22 protein-coding genes are annotated in these 25,046 nt (G+C 37.4%); 7 read left to right on the top strand and 15 right to left on the bottom strand.

Annotated features, from left to right (window positions below):
- Positions 1–15 precede the first annotated feature (15 nt).
- Complete coding sequence (locus tag LEP1GSC199_RS03265) at positions 16–804, top strand: M15 family metallopeptidase (RefSeq protein WP_002977132.1); 789 nt, start codon at positions 16–18, stop codon at positions 802–804.
- On the opposite strand, the gene galE is transcribed toward LEP1GSC199_RS03265, so the two are convergent.
- Both galE and lpxA read right to left on the bottom strand, forming a co-directional pair.
- Positions 799–1,767, bottom strand: a complete 969-nt coding sequence (gene galE / locus LEP1GSC199_RS03270) for a UDP-glucose 4-epimerase GalE (protein WP_002976825.1) — start codon at positions 1,765–1,767, stop codon at positions 799–801. The genes LEP1GSC199_RS03265 and galE overlap by 6 nt on opposite strands.
- Complete coding sequence (gene lpxA / locus LEP1GSC199_RS03275) at positions 1,764–2,570, bottom strand: acyl-ACP--UDP-N-acetylglucosamine O-acyltransferase (protein ID WP_002977267.1); 807 nt, start codon at positions 2,568–2,570, stop codon at positions 1,764–1,766. The genes galE and lpxA overlap by 4 nt, the downstream gene beginning before the upstream one ends.
- A gap of 143 nt (positions 2,571–2,713) precedes the next feature.
- Between lpxA and LEP1GSC199_RS03280 the strand changes: the two genes are divergently transcribed.
- A complete protein-coding gene (locus LEP1GSC199_RS03280) occupies positions 2,714–3,022 on the top strand; it encodes an Hpt domain-containing protein (RefSeq protein ID WP_002976847.1) in 309 nt (102 codons plus the stop codon).
- A gap of 15 nt (positions 3,023–3,037) precedes the next feature.
- Here the strand turns inward: LEP1GSC199_RS03280 and LEP1GSC199_RS03285 are convergent, their stop codons facing one another.
- On the bottom strand, positions 3,038–4,435 hold the full coding sequence (locus LEP1GSC199_RS03285) for a DUF6938 domain-containing protein (RefSeq protein ID WP_002976888.1): 1,398 nt from the start codon (positions 4,433–4,435) through the stop codon (positions 3,038–3,040).
- A gap of 90 nt (positions 4,436–4,525) precedes the next feature.
- On the opposite strand from LEP1GSC199_RS03285, the gene LEP1GSC199_RS03290 reads away from it, so the two are divergent.
- The 5 genes from LEP1GSC199_RS03290 (at position 4,526) to LEP1GSC199_RS03310 (ending at position 14,619) form a co-directional block, all read left to right on the top strand.
- Positions 4,526–5,707 (top strand): acetyl-CoA C-acetyltransferase, encoded by a 1,182-nt coding sequence (locus LEP1GSC199_RS03290; RefSeq protein ID WP_002977281.1) that lies wholly within the window; start codon positions 4,526–4,528, stop codon positions 5,705–5,707.
- A gap of 318 nt (positions 5,708–6,025) precedes the next feature.
- Positions 6,026–9,091: a peptidase domain-containing ABC transporter gene (locus LEP1GSC199_RS03295; protein ID WP_002976861.1), complete on the top strand. Its 3,066-nt coding sequence runs from the start codon at positions 6,026–6,028 to the stop codon at positions 9,089–9,091.
- Positions 9,084–10,187, top strand: coding sequence for an HlyD family efflux transporter periplasmic adaptor subunit (locus LEP1GSC199_RS03300; protein WP_002977161.1), 1,104 nt, complete (start codon positions 9,084–9,086; stop codon positions 10,185–10,187). The genes LEP1GSC199_RS03295 and LEP1GSC199_RS03300 overlap by 8 nt, the downstream gene beginning before the upstream one ends.
- 2 nt (positions 10,188–10,189) lie before the next feature.
- Positions 10,190–13,252: an ATP-binding cassette domain-containing protein gene (locus LEP1GSC199_RS03305; RefSeq protein WP_002977075.1), complete on the top strand. Its 3,063-nt coding sequence runs from the start codon at positions 10,190–10,192 to the stop codon at positions 13,250–13,252.
- An 8-nt stretch (positions 13,253–13,260) separates the two neighbouring features.
- A complete protein-coding gene (locus LEP1GSC199_RS03310; RefSeq protein WP_002976961.1) occupies positions 13,261–14,619 on the top strand; it encodes a TolC family protein in 1,359 nt (452 codons plus the stop codon).
- Here the strand turns inward: LEP1GSC199_RS03310 and LEP1GSC199_RS03315 are convergent.
- From LEP1GSC199_RS03315 to LEP1GSC199_RS03370, 12 genes are all read right to left on the bottom strand, one after another.
- Positions 14,616–14,978, bottom strand: a complete 363-nt coding sequence (locus LEP1GSC199_RS03315; protein WP_002977231.1) for a hypothetical protein — start codon at positions 14,976–14,978, stop codon at positions 14,616–14,618. The genes LEP1GSC199_RS03310 and LEP1GSC199_RS03315 overlap by 4 nt on opposite strands.
- Positions 14,948–15,523 (bottom strand): LBF_2127 family putative lipoprotein, encoded by a 576-nt coding sequence (locus LEP1GSC199_RS03320; protein ID WP_002976891.1) that lies wholly within the window; start codon positions 15,521–15,523, stop codon positions 14,948–14,950. Before LEP1GSC199_RS03320 ends, LEP1GSC199_RS03315 begins: the two co-directional genes overlap by 31 nt.
- Before the next feature lie 41 nt (positions 15,524–15,564).
- Positions 15,565–16,863, bottom strand: coding sequence for a DUF2079 domain-containing protein (locus tag LEP1GSC199_RS03325; RefSeq protein WP_039925902.1), 1,299 nt, complete (start codon positions 16,861–16,863; stop codon positions 15,565–15,567).
- A gap of 2 nt (positions 16,864–16,865) precedes the next feature.
- Complete coding sequence (locus LEP1GSC199_RS03330) at positions 16,866–18,428, bottom strand: NAD(P)/FAD-dependent oxidoreductase (RefSeq protein WP_002976872.1); 1,563 nt, start codon at positions 18,426–18,428, stop codon at positions 16,866–16,868.
- A 17-nt stretch (positions 18,429–18,445) separates the two neighbouring features.
- The gene (chrA, locus tag LEP1GSC199_RS03335; RefSeq protein ID WP_002976968.1) at positions 18,446–19,624 is read right to left on the bottom strand and encodes a chromate efflux transporter; all 1,179 of its coding nucleotides are present in this window, start codon (positions 19,622–19,624) and stop codon (positions 18,446–18,448) included.
- Between the two features lie 53 nt (positions 19,625–19,677).
- A complete protein-coding gene (locus LEP1GSC199_RS03340; protein WP_039925903.1) occupies positions 19,678–20,280 on the bottom strand; it encodes an FMN-binding negative transcriptional regulator in 603 nt (200 codons plus the stop codon).
- 25 nt (positions 20,281–20,305) lie between these two features.
- Positions 20,306–20,755 carry a GNAT family N-acetyltransferase gene (locus LEP1GSC199_RS03345; RefSeq protein WP_002977277.1) on the bottom strand — a complete coding sequence of 150 codons (450 nt, stop codon included), beginning with the start codon at positions 20,753–20,755 and terminating at the stop codon, positions 20,306–20,308.
- A complete protein-coding gene (locus LEP1GSC199_RS03350; protein WP_002977114.1) occupies positions 20,745–21,152 on the bottom strand; it encodes a hypothetical protein in 408 nt (135 codons plus the stop codon). Before LEP1GSC199_RS03350 ends, LEP1GSC199_RS03345 begins: the two co-directional genes overlap by 11 nt.
- A 1-nt stretch (position 21,153) precedes the next feature.
- Positions 21,154–21,651 carry a DinB family protein gene (locus LEP1GSC199_RS03355; RefSeq protein ID WP_002976928.1) on the bottom strand — a complete coding sequence of 166 codons (498 nt, stop codon included), beginning with the start codon at positions 21,649–21,651 and terminating at the stop codon, positions 21,154–21,156.
- 182 nt (positions 21,652–21,833) lie between these two features.
- Entirely contained in the window at positions 21,834–22,598 is a 765-nt protein-coding gene (locus tag LEP1GSC199_RS03360) for a phytanoyl-CoA dioxygenase family protein (protein WP_002977064.1), read from the bottom strand.
- A 9-nt stretch (positions 22,599–22,607) separates the two neighbouring features.
- The gene (locus tag LEP1GSC199_RS03365; protein ID WP_002977111.1) at positions 22,608–23,219 is read right to left on the bottom strand and encodes a GNAT family N-acetyltransferase; all 612 of its coding nucleotides are present in this window, start codon (positions 23,217–23,219) and stop codon (positions 22,608–22,610) included.
- Between the two features lie 192 nt (positions 23,220–23,411).
- On the bottom strand, positions 23,412–25,025 hold the full coding sequence (locus LEP1GSC199_RS03370; protein ID WP_002976812.1) for a copper chaperone PCu(A)C domain-containing protein: 1,614 nt from the start codon (positions 25,023–25,025) through the stop codon (positions 23,412–23,414).
- Between the last annotated feature and the right edge of the window lie 21 nt (positions 25,026–25,046).

The following is a 25,046-nucleotide window of genomic DNA, read 5'->3' on the forward strand; positions in this document are numbered from 1 at the left end:
TTAATGAACCTATCTATGTTACGCAGTCCATACATAACTCTGTTATTTGTTTCTTTATTTTTAGTTTGCGGTGAAAAACCGCTGAAAACATCTCAAACAGATTTGTATTTAGGCCTGGATAAAACATCTTATTTAACCGGAAAATTCAATTCTCCTGGTCCATTAGCACCTGTTATACTGGAGGAAACTGGAAAAGATCATTTTCTTAGACCCGATGTAAAAAAGGCTCTCCTCCAAATGGTAAATGATTTTGAAGATTCAAAACCATCCACTTACAAACAACATATCTTTTTAGTTTCTTCCTTTCGCAACTTTAGCCACCAAAAAGGAATTTGGGAATCCAAATACACGGGTAAAAAAGTTATGAGAGTACCCATCAAAGGGAAATCACCCGAAGAAATCACCAATTTGATTTTGGAATTTTCCAGTGCCCCAGGAACTTCTCGTCACCATTGGGGAACCGATTTTGATATCAATGCCCTCGACAATGCGTATTTTGAAGAGAATGGAAAGGGGAAAATTCTTTACGATTGGTTAAAACAAAATGCAAACAAATACGGGTTTTGCCAACCTTATAGCCGTTTGTCGACAAGAAATAACAAAGGATACCAGGAAGAAAAGTGGCACTGGTCTTATGCACCGATTTCGAACCAACTCACTAAAGAATGGGTCAAGGGATTTGGTTCAGGCGAGATTCAATTGGCTGGAAGTTTTTTAGGAGCTGAAGTTCTCGGAGACCGGGCTTTGGATTTTGTTCGTTCCATAAACCCGGAATGTGAAAAGATTCAAAACCCTTCTTTATAGGGTTTTATACAAATTCCACATACTAGACAGTAAGGTTTCTGCATCACTATAAATTGGTTTCCAATTTAAAAGTTCCCTTGCTTTTGCGGAAGAGGCAAGTAACTTCGCAGGATCTCCTGCTCGTCTAGGGCCTGTTTTGTGAGCAATGGTTTTTCCTACCACCTTTTCAGCTAGGTCCGCCATTTCTTTAACAGAATATCCCGACTCAGACCCTAAATTCACCGTCAAACTCTCGTTTTTCGACATAATGTAATTCAAAGCTAAGACATGAGCCTTTGCTAAATCCGAAACATGGATGTAGTCGCGGATACAAGTTCCATCTTCTGTTTCGTAATCGGTTCCAAAGATTTCGTATCCGTCGCGAATACCCGAGGCAACTTCCATGATGATCGGCAGTAAATTAGCTGGAGTTTTTTCAATTCCTTTGATTCTTCCTTTGGGATCATAACCTGCGGCATTGAAGTAACGTAATCTTGCTGATTTTAAACCTTTTAATTTATCAAACCATTCGAGGTTTTCTTCAATACAAAGTTTTGTATATCCGTAATAGTTCTCTGGTTGTAAAGGATGGTTTTCATCGATTGGGAGATATTTGGGTGCTCCATAAACTGCTGCCGAGGAAGAAAAAACAATGTAATTACAGCCATATTGAATGAGTGCATTTAATAAAGTAAAGGTTCCATTTAAGTTATTCATTGTATACTTAAGTGGATCTGTCATGGATTCCCCAGCGGCCTTCCAAGCAGCAAAATGGAAAACGGCATCTATTTTTTTAGCAAATGCCTTTTTTAATATCTCTGGGTTTTGGATTTCCCCTTTGATAAATTCATTTCCAGGAAACAAATTGGCTTCGTTTCCTTTTTCCATATCATCTACAATGAGAATCTCATGGCCAAGTTCCATAAGCTCTAATACAATATGACTTCCAATATAACCGGCTCCCCCGGTAACGAGAATTCTCATTCTGCGTCCGATCCACCTGAAACAAAACGATGATCCACTACACCACGTTTACTAGATTCAAAGAATTCGATGATTTTTTGAACTTCGGGTGCAGGGTTTGTATCCTTTTTTAATTCAGTAAGCGCTTGTTTTGTATTGAGTCCACTGTGGTAGATGATTTTATAAACCCGTTTGATTGCCAAACGAACATCCGCAGAAATTCCTGCACGTTTCATACCTACAACGTTCAAACTAACAACTGCACCGGGATGTCCATCTACTGTAGCATACGGAGGGACATCTTTGACCACTTTGGTAAGACCAGCTAACATCGCATAATCAGAAACACGTACAAATTGGTGGACTCCAACGGAACCCGAAATAAAAACTTTGTCACCAATGACAACGTGACCCGCAAGCATTGTATTTTGAACCATAATGTTATGATCTCCAACAATCACATCGTGGGCAATATGAACATTTCCCATCAGATAGTTATGGCTTCCGATCGTTGTAGCTTTTCCTTCTACGGTTGCTCGGTGGAAGATGACGTTTTCGCGCATATGATTGTGGTCACCAATCTCTAAATAGGTCTTAGTTTCCGGTTTGAAGGCTAAATCTTGACCCAATCCGCCGTAACTTCCGCCCGAAGATAGTTTGTTGAACTTACCAATCCGAGTTCCTGAAAGGATCTTTACATGGGATTCAATGACGGTTCCTTCGCCGATTTTGACATCTTTCTCAATGATACAAAACGGTCCTACTTCTACGGACTCATGGAGTTCCGCCTTCGGATCGATGATGGCAGTGGGGTGAATTTTCATAGTGTTTTACAAAAAAAACCGATTCCGAGGACCTGCAAATGATTTTTTAAAATGTAATTTACACGCTTTCTCTAGGCTGTTTACTTTTGACTGGGTGGTGTAACTTGCTTATAGATTGGTCTCGTATAGAATCTTTAGTGGATATGAACGATCCAGAGGACCAGGCCTGGTTAAAAGAGATGATCACCTCTCTTTTGGAAAATATGGCAACTCGGATCGAAAATTTAGGCCGTCTTTTGGTCTCCAAAGAGCCAAAGGACCTGCAGGCAGAATTACACCAAATCAAAGGTGTGGCTGCCAATTTTGGTCTGGCAGCGCTTTCGGAAGTGGTGATCAAAGCAGAAGGTTTTGCAAAAACTGGCGAAATTGAAGCCTCGGTGGAAGAGGGAAAAAAAATTCCCGCTATCTGGGAATCAACCAGACAAGAATTAGAAAAAAAGTTTTCTACTTAAAAATCCACCGCCTCGTTAGTTTGCGGTCGACATTTCCACGGCCGCCTTACTACCATTATAGATTCCTTCAATTGTATTTCTAATTACGGATTCATTCATACGCAGTAACAAATCTTCTGATTCTGTGAATATATGAATGAGTTCTTTTGCGTGGATTACTTCTCTACATTCCACAGTTCCTTCTCCGAGTTCCAATGAACGAAGGACCGATGCGGCTTCATGATCTCCCACTCTACGAATAAAAAGTTTCGGAACAGGATAAAAAGCAAGTTCCGATGGTTTTGTGACTAGAACATCTGTAATACGAATCAGTCTATCGGTTGCAGAAAATGCTTCCGTGTGCGATGGGAAATGAAACAAAACCACTGGTGGATTGTTTTCATTGTCTTCGGAACGTAAAGGGTGGCGTTCGATGAAATGAATTAAATCTTCCCAAGTGTTGATGGACAGATAGGGAATTTTTTTGACGATCAGAAACTCTTCAATGGATTTTAAAACTTTGGTATGGTCCCCTGTGTTGATCCAAAACACTGCTTTTTTATTTAGCAGATGGTGTTTACTCAATCGTATTAAATCAAGTACATAACCTTTTTGTGCACCGGCTCCTCCGATAGGGATAAGAAACCGTCTAGATTTTTTGGCGTCAATTCTACGAACCCGATTTTCACTATCAGTCACTGCATTGGAGACAACATCTTCGGAAACCCAATGGCCGGCGACAGCGAGGTTTTCTTTCGGAACACCCATCTGGATAAACTTTGTATAGGCGGAAGGAGTTTGGACTAAGTTTAAGGCACCTGGGACAAGTAAATAATACTGCGGATAGTTATCACAAATAAGATGGATTGTTTTTTGAAACCCCGATGCCACCGCAATTTGACCATTTAACGGATATGTGGTGACGATGGGTGAATCGGTTGGAATTCCCTTCATCAGTCCCTTATAAAGTTCCGCCAATTGGCAAGAAAGTTCTAAAGAGGTCAGGTTTCCTTGTGACATAAGTTGTCCCCAGAGCCATTCTACTGGCCCACCAATCTCAGCGCTGAGTCTTGAAAAAAAACTATAACCAGAATCGATGTCAGAGATGGCGGTTGCCTCTGGAGACTGGATGGCGAGAAGGTCATGTAAATAAGTGGGGATTTGTTTTTTTAAGGAATGAGAATATACGGAGAGTGCCATACGGTGGTGGCCATACCCCATACGAACGCTACCAACCACCAATCGTTTTTGGATGGGATTTGGCCCTTTGTCTGAGATGAGTTCCAAACCCGGATACAGATGTGATGGAGAGGAGTATAAAGGAACAGAGGAGTTACCGATAGAATACCGTTTTGCGAGAATCCCTCGAATGAGACCTGCAGTTTGTTTGGATAAAAAGCCGGTTTCCAGGCCGAACATGGGTTCTCGATTCATTCAAGGAAGTCTATCCATCTTCGATTCCCTTTCAAGTGAAATTTCAATTCTTAGCTGACAGGTGACTAAATTTGCCTATTTCTGGTATCTATGGAACAAGTTTATATATTGGGCGGACTTAGATCTGCATTCGGTAGTTTTGGCGGAACTCTCAAAGATATGAGTGCCGTAGATCTTGGAGTAGAAGTCTCCAAAGCAGCACTTCAGAAAACCGGTGTGGATCCATCTCTCATTGAAGAAAGTATTTTTGGGAATGTAATCCCAACGGGTAAAGACGGAATCTATTTAGCACGACATATTGGTTTAAAATCGGGGGTCCCGGTTGCGAGCCCTGCACTCACACTCAACAGACTTTGTGGTTCTGGAATGGAAGCTGTCATCCAAGCGGCAAAAAAAATTATGTTGGGTGAAGCACATACAGTTCTTGCTGGTGGTGTAGAATCGATGAGTAACGCGCCTTATGTGGTAAGAAACGCAAGATTTGGTGTTCGTTACGGAAATTCTGAATTTGAAGATTCTTTGGCAACAGGTTTAACTGACATTTATGTAGAACTTCCCATGGGAATGACTGCTGAAAACTTAAGTGACCAATACAAAATCTCAAGAGAAGAACAAGACCTTTGGGCAGCTACTTCACAAGAAAGAGCCGAAGATGCAACGAACAAAGGAATCTTAAAAGATGAAATTCATGCCATTACGATCAGTGGAAAAAATCCTATCGTATTTGATAAAGATGAATTCATCAAAGGAAAAGCTGGTGCGACAAAACTAGCTAACTTAAAACCTGCATTCAAAAAAGACGGAACTGTCACTGCGGGAAATGCATCTGGAATTAATGATGGTGCTTCTGCATTGATTGTGGCTTCTGCATCCCAAGCAAAAAAGTTAGGAAAGGAACCTTTGGCCATTGTGAAATCATGGGGACATGCTGGTTGTGATCCTGCGAAGATGGGAATCGGTCCAGCTGTTGCTATCCCGGCTGCCTTACAAAAAGCAGGACTAAGTTTGAAGGACATCGGTCTTTTTGAAATCAACGAGGCGTTTGCTGCACAGTATTTAGCTGTTCAAAAAGAATTGGGACTCGATCCTAAAATTACCAACGTAAATGGTGGTGCTGTTGCGATTGGACACCCACTCGGAGCTTCTGGTAACCGGGTGACTTTAACTCTTGCGTTAGAAATGCAAAGACGAGGAGTTAAATATGGAGTCGCCTCACTTTGTATAGGTGGTGGACAAGGGATTGCAATCGTTTTAGAAAATCCGAAAGCCTAACAGTCTACTTTAAAAAACTTCCGGGTTGTCAATTTCCGCACTCTGCCAAAAGGTCTTTTCCTTTTTGGTGGATGGATGACTTCTCGGAAGCTAAAAAACTCTGGGGAAACCTACGCAGAATTCCCTCTCTTTCTAGATCCCGAAACAAACTCTTAATCACCAAGTTTTTTCCAATTTAAAACCCAGTTTTGGGCAGAGGGCCTTTATCTGCTTAGGGCTGAGTCGATTTTCGTCGATGGTAAGAGTATATATGGATTCGAATTTCTTTCGCAAATGGCCTTTTTAGTGCGTCGAATCCAGATATTACCGGAAAAATAAATGCAATCTGAAGTTAGGCGAAATCTTGAAAAAATCCGCACTGTGTTTCGAAGTAATTATTTACTTGCGGAATTGGAAGAATCGGAAAGGGAAAGCCTACTACCATTTATTGAAGTACGTTTTGTTCGGTTAGGACAAAATTTAATCAAAGCCAATCAAATGCCGGAATATGTTCATTTTGTATTAACTGGCCGATTTGGAATGAAACAAAATAAACAAGACTTGAGTTTGGGTAGGTATGCCTTCGTTGAGGTTGGTGAATCCATCGGGGAAAGAATCACTCTCACAAAAACTCCATCTAAACATGATTATTATGCACTTGAGCCTTCTATTGTAATTTTACTTCCCACCTCTCGTTTTTTAAAGTTAGTTGAGTCGCATCCAGAAATTGCAGAAAAAGCAAAACATAGAGAAGAAGAACAGGAAAAGTTTCATTATGTACGTAAACTTAGTTTCTTTGATGAATTATCACCAGAAGAGATCAAACTCATTCTCAAATCCATACAGTTGCTAAAAATCCCACAAGGAGATTTTATATTTGCCGAAGGAGAAGAAGGAGATGCTGCTTATATTGTTCGATCGGGGAAAATCCAAATTCGAACAGAAAATCCTAGAAAGATTATCTCCATTATGCGGTCGGGAGATATCCTGGGTGAAATTGCTATATTCAAACAACAAAAACGATTAGCGAGTGCAATAACCTCAGAAGATTCCGATTTATATAAAATACCTGGTGCTGTCTTTCGTAAGGTCATCGGTGTAGAAAAAGGAAACAAACTAGAAGAAATTGTCCAGTCGCGTTTACTTCGTTATTCGACTTACAAAGCAAAAGAAAAAGAAGAAAATATAATACGACCCTTTGTTTCTAAACGTTTCGAATTTAGAAAGACAACTAAGAAAGTTTACATAGAACAAGTAACTACTGATGAACATACCTTAGTCGGTTTGATTTGTTCCGAATTAGCTTTAAGAGTATTTGATAAACCTCTCCCTGCAAATTGGAAGATTAGAATTAAAAATGAGTTAAGTAGAAATATTGTACCTGGTATTTTCGAATTAGCCATTGAACTCGAGAAATTAGGTTTTTTGACCAAACAACAACACCTTTCGCCAGACCAACTCATTGAATTGGAAAACCCTGTTTTTATTACTGATGATGAAAGTGTTCCTTGTTTATTGTATCTATATGATTCGGAGTTAGATGCCGTCCTTATCTCACATCCAATCAAAGGTGTTTATGAACTTTCTATTTCTCAATTTTTACACATTTGGGATGGAGTGATATTACAGTTTTCACCAGCGCCGGCCACAATGTCTGCCGATGTTAGTTTGATTAGTTTTTTTAAAGAACTTCGAACTTTGTTTAGTCCAAAACGAAGTGAAATTCGTTGGATCTTGGTTGCCACAATATTTTCTGCCCTTTTAACATTGTCTTTACCTTATTTAATACGCCAAGTAGTGGATCAGGTATTAGTTTTTTCAGATAGAAATTTTCTATTCACTTTGGTGATTGGAGTGGCTCTTGCAGTCTTTTTCCAAACGTTATTTTCTTTATTTCGAAATCTAATTTCCATTGGGCTTATGCAAAGTCTGGAATATAATTATTTTGTAAGATTTTTCCAACATATACTCAACTTAACTTTGCCGGAATTCCGTAAATTTGAAACGGGTGACTTTACCCAAAGGTTAAAAGAAAACCAAAGGATATTGGAAATCACACAAAGATCTGGTTTATTTTTGATTTTAGATTTAGTGACTCTGCCGATTTATCTTTTTATCTTATTTCGTTTGGATAGTAGCCTATCCTTTGTTGGTCTTTTCTTTTTAGTCGTTTATTCTTTGTTTGTTGTTCGTTCTAGTTCCAAAATCAAAAAATTACAAAAACATAGCTTTGAATCGAAGAAGAAAACTACTTCCTTTTTTTTGTCATTATTTGCAGGTATGCCACTCATCAAATCATCAGCGATGGAAAGTCGTTACCTTTCTAAAGGTTTGAATGAAATAGCAAGAACCATCCTCACCAACTTAAGAGTCGGGAAACGAGTCCATGTTTTACAACTGGTAAGTAAGTTCTTTGAACAAATTGGTCTCATCGCAGTGATTACATTCGGTGTAAGTGATGTTTTAAACGAAACATTGACATTGGGAAGTTTTTTGGCTTTTTTGGTGCTCTATTCGCTTTTAATGGAACCGATTGTCAGGCTTTGTCACGTATATGAAGATTTAAGTGAACTACGAGAGTCTCGAGCACGATTGACAGAAATTTATTCACTTCCTGGAGAGATTGTCAGCCAACGACCGTTTGGTGAATTGCCAAAACTTTCAGGAAAAATTACCTTGGACCATATTAGTTTTCGTTATTCAGAAACAAGTCCCGATATACTTTCCGATATCAATTTGGAAATAGAAGCAGGCCAAAAGATTGCTATAGTAGGAAGGAGTGGATGTGGAAAGTCGACTTTAATGAGGGTTATGATGGGAACACTTACACCGAGCAAAGGGAAAGTATTTGTGGACTCATTTGATCTTTCTACATTAGATCCTGAAGAAGTAAGAATTCAGTTTGGAGCTGTTGAGCAACATCCAATCTTATTTTCTGGAACCATTGCCGAAAATTTATCTAAAAAAAATCCATCCCTAAACAAAGAATCTTTGTTAGCTGGCGCAAAGTTAGCTTCTGTTGATCATTTTGTAGAAAGATTTCCAATGAAATACGAAACAAAAATTGGGGAATCGGGAATTGGACTTTCCGGCGGACAAAGACAAAGGTTAGCAATCGCAAGAGCTTTAGTTACTAATCCAAGTATATTGTTTTTAGATGAACCAACATCTGCTTTAGATTCTGAAACAGAATCACATATCCAATCTCAGTGGGAAACGGTATTTCAGGATAGAACTGTCATTCAAATCTCTCACAGACTTCACAGTACAGTCAGTGCTGATAAAATCATAGTATTAGATGAAGGTCGGATTGTGGAGATGGGAACTCATGCTGAGTTGATTACGACAAAAGGTTTCTATTATCATTTGTTCCCAACATTAAGCGAAGGGGATAAAGATGTTTAAAAAATTCAAAAACATAAAAGAAACTGATTCTAACTGGGAATCAAGACATTCGGCATCCTATTACGATGAGTTATTAAAACATCCTGCACCCAATTGGGAGAGAAAAGGAATTTATCTCATCACTGCATTTTTTGTCTGTTTTATTTTGTTCTTAGTTTTCGGACGAGTGGATGTTGTTGTACAAGCATCAGGTTCCATTCGACCTAAAGGAAATTACCACATGGTGGAAGCTTTGGAAACAGGAACATTAACAAATTTATATGTAAAATCTGGGGACTTTCTTAAAAAAGGAGAGCCCATTATGGAATTAGAATTCTCAGAGCAACAAATTGAATTATCAAAAGATACAAATAATTTAGATTATGAAGAGAAAAAATTACAACGTTTGATTCGAAATAAAAGAGAAGCGGAGAAGATTCTAAAAAACTTAGCTTACAATTTAGAGAACAATTCTGGATCCTCTTTGTCGGGGGGAGTATTAAATAAATTCGTAAGTTTAAAAAAAGCATTTATGGATTATCAAAATGGTGTTGGTGCAAAATTCATTTATGATCAAAGTTTATTGGAGTTTAACGAAGAATTCGGGAACTTAAAGGACGAAATCCAAAGAGAAGAAAATGTGATTTCGAGTCTTAGAGGTGATACGAAGTTAAAACGAGAAAGAGTTGCTAATGCAGTCATACGAATGCCTTTTTCCGGTATCATTGGAGAACTTTCGGTCAATAACGTGGGACAAAATATCATTCGAGGCCAGACAGTTGCATCCTTAATGGAAGAAGGTCAACCATTAGAAGCAATAGTGGAGGTTAGTAGTAAAGATATCGGTGCCGTTCGCATTGGTTTATCATCAGTGATCAAAGTAAAAGCATTCCACCAAAATGATTTTGGTGTAGTGGAGGGAACCGTTTCACAAATCATCCCCAATACAAAAGAAAAAGATTCTTTTTCCGTGATTCTTATTTTAGGTACACAAGATTTAAATCAAGATGGAAAAGAATTTCGATTGTTTCCAGGTTTGAAGGTACTTGCTGATATCGTCATCGATAGAAAGAGTATTTATCAAATTTTATTTCGTTCTGCGGATCCTAGGAATTAACTTTGAAAAACTTAAAAGAAATTCCTTCAGTTGTTGGTGAGGACGAATTTTTATCTACTCTGCCAACTAACGAGTTAAAAAAGTTAATTCGTTTATTTGAATTTAGATCTCTTGTTGCAAATGATAGGATAGGAGGCAGTGAATTAGAGCCAACACCAATCCTAATTGTAGAATCAGGTCGGATTCAGGTTAAATTAAAAATTTATGAAAAAGAACTATTGATTAGAACTTTAACGGAAGGTTCTTTTTATGGGGTTGCAGAATTTTCTTCGGATTCTTTAAAAAAACAACTATTTCAAGTAGAAGAAAATTCAAAAGTTCGTGTCTTATCACAAGTCCATTTTTTAAAATTCATCGAGTCGGATAAGAGCAAAAAGCAGTTATGGAATGAATATAAAGAGAATGTACAACTTCGTGATGAATTAAGAATTCATCCTTATTTTAGAAAACTTTCGAATCCAGAAATTCAAGAGTTATCCAAAGTTTTAGTAAAAAGGAAGATATCTTCCGGTCAAATACTAATGAAAGAAGGAAACAAAAGTTCCTCCTTGTTTTTTATTCGATCGGGAAGATTCAAAGTCACTAAATCTACTTGGCAGAAAGATTATTTTTCCTTTGTCGAAGCTGGTTCGGTGTTAGGTGAAATGGGGGTATTGGAGAAAAAGGCAAGGAATGCAACAGTAACTGCTATAGAAGAAAGTTTTGTTTATGAACTTTCTTCGAAAGATGCTGAAAGTTTTTTCAAAAAATCAGAAAGTTTATTAATTACCATTCGTTCGATTATGAGCGAGAGGAAACTAAACTTAGGGGATGGTATTGAAGATGATAAATTCGAAACAACTTCTGTATATGAAGAAGATAAGTTTCATTTTTTACCTAAGTTAAAATTTTCTCCTCCGCTGCGTAACCAATTAAGATTTCCTTTTTTGTTTCAAGATGGTAAATCACAATCTGGTGATGCATGTCGCAAGATGATATTTCGTTATTGGGGATTTTCTTTTGCAGATTATGATGCAGACTCCGCATTTCCAGATTTTGATCCTGACATTCGACCTAACCACTGGAAAAGTAGTTTCGGAGAAGGAAAAGGAGATTGTTATTTTGTAAATTGGAAAGAACATGAGACAGAATTAAATAACAGCCCTGCTATAAACTTTTTCGAAAATTCAAAGTATGTAATCGTGAAGTCCATTGGGTCTAAAAAAATTCTAATCATAGATCCAGAGTATGGCGAGATGAGTATTTCTCGAGAAGAGTGGGAACAAAAGTCTTCGAATGTAGTCATCTATTTCATTCCTAAAGTAAAGCCGGATCAAAAATGGGAATGGAAAAATAGATTTTTTTCTGGGCTGGCCGAATATTTTTTACCAGCAATCAAATATTTAAAAGCAGGTATTGTTGCTAGTTTTGTGATTAAAGGTTTAGAAGTTTTTATACCTTTGGTGAATTTATATTTGATCGATGCTGTTTTGTTACAAGAGAACAAAGAGTTTTTTCTTCCAGTTGTTTTGGTTGTTGTTTTACTTAGTTTTTCTCAATCCTTCCTTGGATACTTCAGATCGAACGTTATCTTTTTTACAAGCAATCGGGTAAATCAAACGATAGCCATTCGGTTTTTAGTAAAATTGATTTCATTACCCATTTCTTTCTTTGAGAGGAATCGAAAAGGAGAAATCCTGAATCGTTGGGAGGAGATTGAATCAGTGATTTTGTTTTTCTCTGACCAAGGGGCAATGAAAATATTTGACTTAATTTTTAGTTCGTTGGTATTTATTATCTTTCTTTTTCTTTCTCCGTTGTTGTTAGTAATTATTGGCTTTTTAATTTTGCCAGAGATGTTAATCCTTCGTGCGCTTACTCCGAAGATCATTGAAGAGACAAAAAAAGAATCACTGAAGAAATCAGAAACTTTAAGTTACTTTATCGAAACTATCCATGGATTTGAAACAATCAAAAATCTGGGTGCTACCTATTCCCACCGTTGGGATTTTGAAAAAAGACTAACGACTCAATTGAATTCGGAAGGAAAAAAGCTTTTTTATTCTAACTTACTTTTCACTAATACTGAGTTTTTTAAACAGATAACAGTTGTGATTGTAATGTTAGTTGGCAGTATTTTGATTCTGAAAGACCAGATGACCCTTGGGACCTTGTATGCAATCATTGGTCTTGTGGCTTATATACGAAATCCAATAGTTTCTTTGTATGATGATTTTTTGAAATTTCAAAAAGCCAATATGTCTTGGAACCGATTGCGTAGTTTTGAATCTCTGGATAGTGAAATGACCGATAGAGACAATCTATTCAAAGTGGATTTGCCAGAAGTAAAAGGGAATATAGAGTTTAAAAATCTAACTTTTTTTTATGATACATTAAAACCAGAATCAGGAATTCGAAATCTAAAAATTAAAATTCAATCCGGTAAAAAAGTTGCTTTTGTTGGTCGGAGTGGAAGTGGGAAATCCACAATTTTAAAACTGATACTTGGTCTATACAAACCACAAGAAGGGGAAATTATCATTGATGATGTTTCTTTGGATGAAATTTGGCTTCCTAGTTTAAGAACAAAAATTGGTGTGCTTTTCCAAGAAAATCCTCTGATTGCGGGAACTGTCAGAGAAAATATTTCGATCACAAAACCAGAAGCAACACTCAGCGAAGTAGTGGAGGCGGCTAAACTTGCATGTATCCATGACGAAATCGTAAAACTTCCGCTTGGTTATGATACGGAAATCTCTGAGAGAGGTTTTATCTTTTCGGGTGGGCAAAAACAAAGAGTGTCGCTTGCTCGATTGTTTTTACAAAGACCGAATCTTTTATTGTTGGATGAACCAACTGCTTCTTTAGATAAGGAAACGGAGGTTCGGATTCTGTCTCATATAAATTCTGTGTTTGCAGACGCGACCATCATCACAGTGGCCCACAGATTAGATACAATCCGTAATTATGACCAAATTTTTGTATTAGAACGAGGAAAATTGGAAGGAAAGGGTACTCACCGGGAATTACTTTCAAAAGGTGGAATTTACCAATTACTTCATTCCAAACAGGAAGCGATCCGATAATTGATTTAGTGATTCGTTTTTATTTATATATATTTACTGTTTTTATATCGATTTTTCTGGTTCCCAATTTACGGTCAGATTCGGTAGATTTTTATGACTTACCTAAGTTAGTTGGAGAAAAGTCTTATGAATTGAAATTGAAAGAGATGGAGATTGAAAGGAAAAAAGTTGATATTGATTCAAAAAATTTACGTTATTTACCTTCCGTCAATTTAGAACATTCCCCTTTCTTCGAATCACTACGAGGAGATGGTTATAATAGAAAGGGTTGGAGTACATCTTTAAATCTTAATTGGAATTTTCAAGACCAGGGAAATACAGTCCTGACCAATTTGATATTGGAATTGGAATACGAACGACTGTTATTGGAATACCGAGCCCTGTATCAAAAAGAGTTATTTGACCAAGCCTTTCAATATGCTGAAACTTTGAAACTCTTAGCATTCTATGATTACGATTTTTCAAATGAATCGGATGCGGACAAACAATTTCAAACTGTTCAAAAACTTTACAAACAAGGCATTGAATCTTATTTGGTGACTCAAAACTCCAAAGTAGATTATTTCTTTTACAAATACAATGCCATCAAATCGAGATTAGATCAACAGAAAAGCCAGTCCATATTTAGGAGAAAGTTTTTATTAAAAGATGTTTCTTTAAAAGAAATTCCGGAACGTGATTACAAAATCCTTCCTTTAGAATCTACTTTATCCGAATATGAAAAGAACCTAACGGATCTAAATTTTGATATTATCCTAACTATCAACCAAGTTAAGATATTAGAAGTTCAGAAGTTGGTTAGGTTTAACGAACTTTGGGTCCCTGATTTTTTTGTGAATGTTTACAACCAGTCTAATCGGGAATCATTTTCGGGTTTGAGTGGTACATGGGCCAATTCCATGGAAGTTTATGATTATAGCCGAAATGATTTCAGCCGGTATGCGAGGTCTTCAGATACAGACTTTAATGTTGGCGGTAATTTTGGTTTTAGATTTCCTTTGTTCAATCGTTGGTTGTCCAAAAACGAATTTGATAAATCCAAAATTGAAATCAAATTAGCAAAATCTCAATCGCAGTTTTTACGCGAGAATACTGGATTGTATCTTTTTGAATTGGTCCAACAACATAACAACTTAGTAGAGTTGTATGATATTTCGCGTGAAAGTAAACGAATTGCTGAAGAGAATTATCAAATTATGGAAAAAGCCTATAAAACTGGTTCTGCTTCCATTATCGAATTGCAAACGGTTGATAGGCGACTTCGTGATGTAATGCGAAATGAAATTCAAAACCGTTATGATTTAATCCAACTGAGACTTCAGATAGGTCTTCTCTTAGGAGATACAATGAAGTTTCTAAATAATTAAAGATCTGTCGGCCGAGTTTCAGTTTGCTCGGAATTGGTTTCTCTAATCCCACACCTATCTTTTTTCCATTGGCTTAGAATTTCATCCGATCTGACCTTATTTTTGTAATGAATATAAGGTGTGGTGAGAATCGGTAAAAGAAAAATCGGGGACAATGCCGAATGAATTAAGGAAAGAGTGATAACAAGTCCCAATGTCAATGAGTTGTCATCAAATACTTCAGTGGCCTGTCGTTTGGTTTGAAAATAATAGGCTAAACAATCTTCTGTATGATTTGCCGGTTGGAAAGGAATGCTCACGCAACCGCCGAAACTAATCAAGTTTAAGATTATAATGATTCGGATAAATTTTGGATACATGATCTAACAGCTTCTAAGTTTGTTTCTTCAATCATTCGATGGAAGTTTCTGACTTTATAGAGTCCATACAGGAATTCATGAGTTTCCCCTTTTTTTGTAATGGTCTCTTCTTTCAGAAGGGATTTGTTTTTAAAAAAACTATATTTAAATTCGACTTTATATTCTGCCTCTCTGTATTGGATGGGCCAAATTCCTGTGAATGGCCACAAAACTGGCCAAGTGTACCACCAATTGTATTTGTCATTATAATGAGTTTTCATTTCTATATCAATGGTGTAAAAATCGGATGTTGTTTTGGGATCAAGTTCCGTTACAACATTTGAAAATAAACCTGAAGATGTTAGGTGACCTTTCAGAGCCATTCGCCATGCGTCTGTATACACTCCACGGTCGGCAGAAATGATTTCAAATTTACCAATCACTAAAGGAAGGTTTGTTTGTGTTCGGTTTGTATTTCCATTAGGCGAAGGGGGTGGCACCTGGCGCAAATCGACAGCGCAATGAAATAACAAAAGAAAAGGTACGTAATAGGCAAAAGATCTCATTATTCAGTTGTTCAGTGTAAGGGTTTTTTTGAATGGATCAATCAATTTTCCTTATGTTTATAGATTTGGATATGGTTTTCTATCACCATTTCCCATTTATATTCCTTTGGAAGTGCTACGGGCGGAGACTGATTTTGAAATTGATAGAAAACAAAATAATCGGCTGAATAATCCCTATTTGGTAAATAAAATTGAACTTCACTCCGGTTGGAAAGATACTGCGGTACATTCGAAACGACCGATTTATTAGGAAACAAATTACGAAGGGTGGCCACATCTTTTGTAGAAACACCGGGGTTCATATATTCTTTTTTATAGGAAAAAGATTTGGAAAAAGGACCAAAACAAAAAAATAGAGCTGTTGATACGAGTAAGGTAGTTCCACCAAATAAAAGTTTTGATTTATAAGAAAGCCGATCCATAACTTCGAGGAAGCTCATTATGATGATGGGAACAGCAATAAAAATATGGTGCGTGAATGGAGTTTTGTTCACTTCATAGGATGATAAAAGAGAATACAAGAGATAGGGAGCTAAACATAGTATTAGTTTATTCTTAAATTGAATAAATAAAAACGGCAAGTTTAGAAATAAAAAAAGATAGGGAAACAAATGTAAGTTTTGTAAAGCAGTGATTGGATTTTGATAACGTTCCCAGTGGGCAGGAACTTGACTACTCAGTGTCGGACTTCTTAACTCACTGAGTAGAAAAATACAGAAGAGAAAGTAAACAAAAGATACAACTCCGATCCAAAGACTTTCTTTCTTTTGTGATTTCGATTTAACCAAGGAAAAAACAATCCAAACCAAAGCACATTCCTCTTTGGCAAATAAACTTAAAATAAAGAAAAGGATCCAAAAGGGAGATTTTTGTTTCCAGAAATAATCGAACAAAAAAAATAAAGGAATCCAAATGACTTCAGGATGGAAATCAAAAATTTGAATCCAGTAAATCGGTAAAAATAGACCATATAACAAAGGATAGGTCCATTGATGGAATGTATCTTTTTTATACAGAGGTAGAATTAGAATGGGAAGACTCAAAACAAAAGATTGGAAGAAGAGTAAGGTTTCCACAAATGGGAAGATTCCATACAACAGAGATAAGGGATAGATATACCAATTGATATGGTCGGCAAAGTAATGGTGTAAATTGCCATCAATCCCAATAGAAGTGACTGCTTCTGCCTTATGGACTAAATTATAAAAAAGATTTTCAAAGAGACCAAGATCCACTCCCGCACCGATATGTTGATAACGAAAGATAGATCTTTCTGATAAAAAATAAAATACAAACATCCACAAAAGAAAGGATGGCAAGTGGTGCGGAATACGTTTCATTTTTACTTTGTAAAACTACCAGTGAGTGCAGCTTCCGCACATTTCATTCCATCAATGGCTGCAGAGACAATCCCTCCCGCATAACCTGCACCTTCACCGCAAGGAAATAATCCTTTAATACGTATATGTTCCAATGTGTCTGGATCTCTCGGAATTTGGATGGGAGAAGAAGTGCGTGTTTCTGGTGCATGGATGATGGCTTCGTTAGTGAAGTATCCTTTCATTGAGGACTCAAATTCTTGAAATCCTTTTTTCAGAGAGTCAGAGATGAGTGGTGGAAGTAAATCAGAAAGTGATACGGAGACAAGACCTGGTGTATACGAAGTTTTTGGTAGATCAGTGGAGATTCTATCCTTTGTGAAATCAACCATTCGTTGAGCTGGGGCTTTTTGTGTTCCCCCATTCATTTGGAAAGCTTTCTGTTCGATTGCCGATTGGTATTTTAGAGCAGAAAAGACTCCAAAAGATTCAAATAGTTTGAAGTCGTCAAATCGAAGTTCTACGACAATGCCGGAATTTGCTGTAGGACGAGAACGTTCCGCACTCGACCAACCATTAGTGACAACTTCTCCTGGTTTGGTGGCGCAAGGTGCAATCACTCCACCAGGACACATACAAAAGCTATACACACCACGACCATTAATTTGTTTCACAAGAGAGTATTCTGAGGCAGGTAATAATGGATTTTTGACATCACAATGGTATTGAATGGAATCGATCAAACTTTGTGGGTGTTCCACTCGAACACCAATGGCCAGAGGTTTTGTTTGGATTTCGATTCCTTTTTCGTAGAGAAGTTCAAACATCTCTCTACCAGAGTGGCCTGTGGCAATGATGATATTTTTTGCCATCCACTTATCCCCTGTGAGAGATTTCACTCCCGTGATGGAATTTCCTGATAGAATTAAGTCGGTGATCCGTGTTTGAAAGTGGATTTCTCCACCAGACGAAAGAATACATTCTCTTATATTTTGAATGATCCGTGGGAGTTTGTTTGTCCCAATATGAGGATGTGCATCCACTAGTATCTGTTTGGTGGCCCCAAAGGTTACAAGATATTCTAAAACCTTACGGATATTTCCTCTTTTTTTGGATCTAGTATAAAGTTTTCCATCAGAATATGTACCGGCTCCGCCTTCTCCAAAACAATAATTCGAATCTTCGTTTACGATATGATGGACATTGATCCCTCGAAGGTCTTCAATACGATCTTTGACATTTTTTCCTCGTTCCAGGATGATCGGCTTTTTCCCTAATTCTAATACACGTAAGGCGGCAAATAATCCTGCAGGACCAGCACCGATGATAAGCACAGGTTCTTCTAAACTTACATTGGGAAAACTAGGAATTGTATATTCCAAAGGAATAAAATCTTCGTTTATATACACATCCAATCGCAATTGGAAGAGAACATTCCTTTGTCTCGCATCAATCGAACGTGATGTGCATTCAATATGTTTAATGGATGTTTTTGGAATTTTATTTTGTTTGGAAACAAATTGTAAGAGATGGTCTGGGTTTGTAGCAATCTCAGGAGTCACTCTGACATTTAATTCTAGTTTCACGGGAGATTTTTCCTAATTTAGAAATTCAAACCAAAACCAAACAAAGCGCAAAGCCCTACAATGACCCAGGAAGGAAGTTTCCAATACATAAGTAAAACAAACCCAAGCGCAAATACAACAAAATCATATCGATTGAAGATGGCTTCTGTCCAAACAGGAGAATACAATGCAGCAAAAAGTAAACCAACAACAACAGCATTGATTCCTGCCATGGATTGTTTTAACCAAGTTTCCTTTCGAAATCTTTCCCAAATAGGAAGGACTCCGATGATGAGTAAATATGCTGGTAAAAAAGCGGCAACCAAACAAAAGATCCCACCCCAGATCCCATTCGGTGTTATTTGAGATACCGTTCCAAGATAAGCAGTAAAAGTAAACAGTGGCCCAGGGATGGCTTGTGCTGCACCGTAACCCACCATAAACATTTGGTTCGATACCAAACCTGTTGTGACTACCTCTTCTTTGAGTAGCGGCAGTACAACATGTCCTCCACCAAACACTAAAGAACCTACACGAAAGAAACTATCAAAGATTCGTAAGGACTGATTTTGTAGAAAGTTGGAGAGAAAGGGAAGAAAAAATAAGATTAGGAAAAAAATGGTAAGCAATGTGTAAGAGTAGAGATGAGAAATTTTAAATCCAGAAGGGGAATGAGGGAGACCAGCTTCGTTTTTTAAAAAGAAAAATCCGAAAATACCACCTAACAAAATAGGAAGTATCTGGCCAAATGTTCCACCAATGGCAACAGATAAAACCAATGCGAGCAGTGCCAAACTGATCCTTTCTTTATCGGGACAAAGTTTTACACCCATAGACCAAACCGCATGAGAAACCACCACCACGGCAGCAATTTTGAATCCATGTAAAACACCTTGGTTCCAAAATTCGGGATACAAACCAACACCTAACCCAAAAAGAATCATAAGGACTGCGGAGGGAAGTGTGAAAGCAAACCAAGCAAGGATCCCACCTGTAATTCCTCCGCGAATTTGTCCAATGGCAATTCCCACTTGGCTACTGGCAGGGCCCGGTAAAAACTGAGAAAGAGCAACTAAGTCTGCATAGGCGGAATATGTAATCCATTTTCTCTTTTCTACAAATTCATGTTGGAAGTAACCCAAATGGGCGATAGGGCCTCCAAAGGAAGTACATCCCAAAATCAAAAAAGTTTTGAATAGATCCCAATATAGATTCATAGATTTTTTTCAACTATCCGATACTAAAGTGTTAAGAGTTTAATTCTTATTTCCTAACTCAACTTGTCTTTCATTAATTTGGCAATGGCTCTTTCATTTTCGCCAGGTAACAATTCCAATTCCTTGATGACTAAATTTCTGCGTTCCTCGGAATGGTTTTGGCTTAGTTTTTGTTTTCCTTCAATATGAGTGATTCTGATTTCAAAAGGAACAATTCCTTTTTTTAATCCTTCGATGTATTGAGTATCTACCTGGTCCATTTTGTATTTTGAATCTTTAGATTCAAATTTTTTGACGAGAGCCTGTAAACTTTTATGTATTTTTTCTGGGTCCTCCACAATGTTTAGAATCCCTTTAGCGTGCACTGCTATAAAATTCCAAGTGGGAACGGACCGATCAGTTTCATACCAAGCCGGCGAAATATAACAATGAGGTCCAGAAAAGATACAAAGTACTTCTTTCCCGAAACTATTTTTTTGTGGATTTGGTTTTGCAAAGTGACCAATTAACGATTGTTTATCATCGGAAAGAAGTAAGGGCAAATGAGTGGCAATCATCTCTCCATTATCCTCAGAAACCAATATAGAAAAAGAATTCTCTTCAATACATTGGTAAATGAACTCAGTTTCCATTTTAAAATGCTCGGGAATATACACAGTTACAAACTCCTCTAAAAAATATCTAAACAGACTTCCAAAAATAAGTCAAAAATTCTATTTCTTCTACGAAAGCTTCTTTTGCATACAAAGCACGGGCTTCTTTGTTGTGTGTAGAAGTGGAAAGTTCCAAACCTTTTCCCGAATTGGTTTTGGTAAAAGACTTCGCTTCGGTTATTAATTGTTTGGCGATTCCTTGTTTGCGGAATTCCTTTTTTACAAAAAGATCGTTTAAGAGGTAAGATCTCTGCATGGATATAGAAGAAAACACTGGATAAAGTTGTGTGAATCCAGCAATTTCTTCTGATTTTGAGTCTTCTGCCAAAAAAATAACAGATTGACCATGTTCCATCCTGTCTTGAAGAAAACGCATAGCACCTGCTACATCAGAAGTCTGTCCGTAAAATTGTCTATATGCATCAAAAATTTCGGAGAGTTTGGAAACGTCTTTATAGTTAGCTTGTCTAATTTTCATATTTTGGTACCAATGAGAAACAAATTACCGATAAAAATGCCGTTACCGGTGTAGCCAGTAAAGTTTCTAAATTGGTGATGGCAACTAGATTCCCAATTGTATTGAGTAAAAAAATAATTCCAATGAAACCAAACACAAGTCGGATCCAGATGGGCACCAAACCTTGGTTTATGTATCGTATATACCGAATACAAGCCCAAAGAAAAAATGCATTTACTACAAGTGAGACTGTTTCCATCACATACATTTCTTCTACACTGCTAAGCCTTCCGCCCCAAAGGTATTGGTAAGGAATGAGCTGGAGTAGAGCAACCCCATGAAAAACCATGGTAATAGAAAACAAAACGATTAAAATTTTACTTGCGATGGTTCTAGTTTTTTTAGATGGGTTCCACATGTTATTTTCCTATTGTTTGAAGGTAATATACAAAATCGATTTCGGGAGATTTGCCACCTAATTGTGTTATGGCGGCTGTGATCTGCCCTCTATGGTGGGTGCGGTGGTTGAAGTTATGTTGAACCACATCGCTGAAAATTAGTTCTGCTTCAAACCCTCGCATTGTTTTGTAACGAAAGAGAGTAGGCCAAATAGAATTGTCTAGGCCTTGTAACCAGGTGTCCCACTTCTCCAAGGTTTGGACCATTCGTATTTCTAATGTTTGGCGGTCTGGTTCAATTTCTTCTGCGAGAGAAGCCGGCACATACACTTCGCCGACAAGCCTAGAATACCAAACTTTCTCCACTAGTAACAAATGATTCAGCGTTCCATGGATAGATTTAAAAAATAAACCCACGTCTTTTTTGTAATTTTCTTCAGAAATGTTTCCCAGTGATTCATATAATAGTTTTGTGGCCCAAATATGATAAGCGTTGTTTCGCAAGAAAAAATCTTTCATACAGAATGGTTTTTATTGTTACCAATGGAAATCAATGACTTAAATTAGGGCGCCTCGAAATTGTTAGTTGAGACAAATTTTTTTATGACACGACCGCGCCCTACGTTCCAATCTTTCCCTTTGGGAAAGGATTTCCACTGCGGTCGCTGGCGCGGGAAAAAAACTTACTTTCATTCAAAATTTTAAACTAATTGAAAGAGGGTATTCTTTTTCGGATCAGACAACAGGAAGTTTTTTTCCGGAAAATGATTCCATTTTTCTTGGGTTTGTTTTTGTTCTGGAAAGTTTGTGTATAGGATGTCAAAGGAAAAACGGTTCGAACCATAATTCCCTTTGTGAATCAGATGAGCAGAAAACACCAAAAGATCACCGGGATTGTGTGGGACAAGGATTTGGCTTTCTATGTCTTCATGGTTTTTCTTTCCCTCAAGTTCCAAACGAACTTCCCTTTCTTTCTCTGTATCCCAACGAATGTGCGAACCGGGAACAAACCAAATCCCAGGATCATTTTCTAAGGGAATACGAAAATGCCAAACATGGTCTTTATAAATGCGTTTTTTTTGTTCCTCTTCTGAAATGCCCAGGTATTGGATGTCCCGATGCCAATAAGGGAGTTTATTTGGATCCATAGGATTAAAAAAAATTTGTGTGTTGAGAAAATAGAAAGTATCTTTGAATATCAAATCACAAATATTTAGTAACAAATCAGATCCTATAAATTCAAATAGAGTTTTTCTATCATTTTTATCTTTTGTATATTTTATGGAAGTAAGATAAGCACTATTGACATTTTTAGGATTTTGAAATTCTTGTAACCATTGTTCATTAGAACGAACAAGAATTTCTTTTAACAATTTTATTGTATCAAGAGGAATCAAATTGGGAAACAAATAGTAACCCAAGGTTTCTATTTGTGGTTTCGCATTTGAAAGAATCATCTCATTCATTTGAATCGACTATATTTCTTTTTCCATATAGTGGTGGGAAGGAATGATCCCCTCCCAACCCAAAGGATGTCTTGTTTTTTTGATTTGAAAACCTAACTTTTGATATAGGGCGATGGCAGCTTCGTTTTCTGCTGATACATCTAAAGAAGCAGTTTTATATTTTGTCTCTTTGGAGATCATATAACTGATCAGTTCTTTGGCGATCCCTTTGTTTCGTTCTGTTTCTAATACGGCAATATGACCTAAATACAAACATCCTGATTTTGGTGGTTGGATGATGGTTTCTGTTTTGAGACCACGTGCCATCACTTTCGGAGCTCGAAGGCCGTAGACAGATAAGATGCGAAGAGCTGTACCTAACGTGAGACCTAAAAAACTGGGTTGCGAGTAAGAAAGAATAGACCCGACGACCCGACCCTCTATCTCTGCTACAAAATGATTAGTATACGAAACTGTGTTTCCCCGGCGAACATACGATGCATTCAAAAAATCAAAGGCAGTTTTTTCCCCTTCTTGGAATACAAAAGTCCATGCTTTGGGTCCTGAAGAATAGATTAGCGGAATAATGAAATCCTTATCAGATGATTTTGCTTTACGAATGGTTAGGTGGGTATTGGTCATGGGATGTGATGAAAAGTGAATCCTGAAATTTAGATAGATAACTATCCAAATATTTTTTGGATTGCTTTGATTCGTCAATAGAGAATTCAATCTCCCTGCGCCCCGGATCACAGCGGAAATCCTTTCCCGAAGGGAAAGATTGTAGCGGAGAGCCGGAGATGTGCGCCCCAAAAAAAATAATATTTTTAAATATTAAAATGTAAACGATGCAAATACATTGATGAGTTCTCTTGTTCCCAGTTGTGGTCCGTTTAGATTTTGATGGAAGGGTTTACCATATTCAAATCCAAACCGTGCCCCCTGAAAAATTCCGCCTGTGACAAGAAAGTTAACACCTATGAGTAGGTCACTGCGCATTCCACCTTGACGGTAAGGATCATTTTGTGGATCCATTTTGGGATCTAAGGTCGCATCCATTCCCTGTAAGTTGAACCATCTTTGTTTTGCTATGCGAACAGAAAGTGACATGGTTTCATGCACAAGAAAGGACAACCATCCAGAGATTTCGTAGCGATTTCCAAACCTGTAGTTGTTGTCATTTTTTCCAATTCGTAAAGTGGCTTGCGATTGGGCTCCCCAGGAAATTCTCTTATAATTTCCGTTATACGACAATTGTGGTAACAAACTATAGGTGCCTGTCCCCGGTTGCATATTATAAGGAACTTTTTGTTTTCCCATCATAGGCATATTGTCTCTTTCATCAATAGAACCCGTAGGAAGAGAAAGACCCATCCCTGTGAAAAAATTCTGATGTTCTGTTTTTATTAACCTATAGGCTGTACTAAAACTTACATCCCCAATTCCTGCAGAACTCATAGGAGCACGGTCAAAATTACTCGATGCCATGGTCATTTTATTTTTTACTGCCGGAACCATAAACATAATCATCCACTTGTCCGAAATGGATGTCATTGCACTTACCATATTCATTTCCATAACCATATCTGTTGGAACAGACATGTAATTATATTTGTTAGGTGAAAGAACTGGGATTGTTGTTCCTAGAGGTGAACTTGTAATTAAACTTCCTGTTGGCATTTGCACCGTGGGGTCTGTGAAAGGAAAATACATAGTGCCAAGATCGGATAAACCACTAGTCCCTGACTGTAAACCCCACATCTTCATTCCCATATAACGATAATCAATCATCCACTTCCCTTTTTCATGGATATGTGGATTCATGATTCCAGCAGGTGCTAAAGCATCAGCTCGGTTGTGTTGTTCATGCCCCTCGTGACCTGAATGATCATGATTCGAATGGTCTTCGTTAGATGATTCATTTGAATCATAAGTTGACATATCCGTTTCATCTGTTCCGATCAAAGAAGAGGATTCGCTAGTTTTTTCTGCATGAGATGAAGGTTTCAAGTTAATTTCTTTGTTAGGTGAATTAGATTCCACAGGAATATAAATCTGAATCTCCGATCCATCGGAAAATAGAAAACGAAAAGGTATGGATTCTTTTAATTTGAGCGGGGATTTGATTCCGAAAAGCATGATATGATAACCCTTCGGAGTGAGATGTACAGAACTATTTTTGGGGATAGGAATTTCGGAAACAGGAATCATTTTTGTTCCCGATTCCGTTGGTTTCATTGTGAATAACTCTACTCGATCCGCTATGTCTGATTTAGTTTCAATGAGGGTTTTTTCTTTATTGGATGTATTGTTTAAAGTCAAATAAACGACAGAAGTTCGTGAGGAAGTGTATTTGATATAAGCATTCTCAAGTTTTACCTCTTTAGAGAGAAGAGGAGTGGTCATAAGAAGTATAATAGTTAGAATTTTAAGTTTCATTTCTTTCATGGGTCCTTTCCCAAAAAATCA

This window comes from Leptospira vanthielii serovar Holland str. Waz Holland = ATCC 700522, assembly GCF_000332455.1.
Taxonomy (GTDB): domain Bacteria; phylum Spirochaetota; class Leptospiria; order Leptospirales; family Leptospiraceae; genus Leptospira_A; species Leptospira_A vanthielii.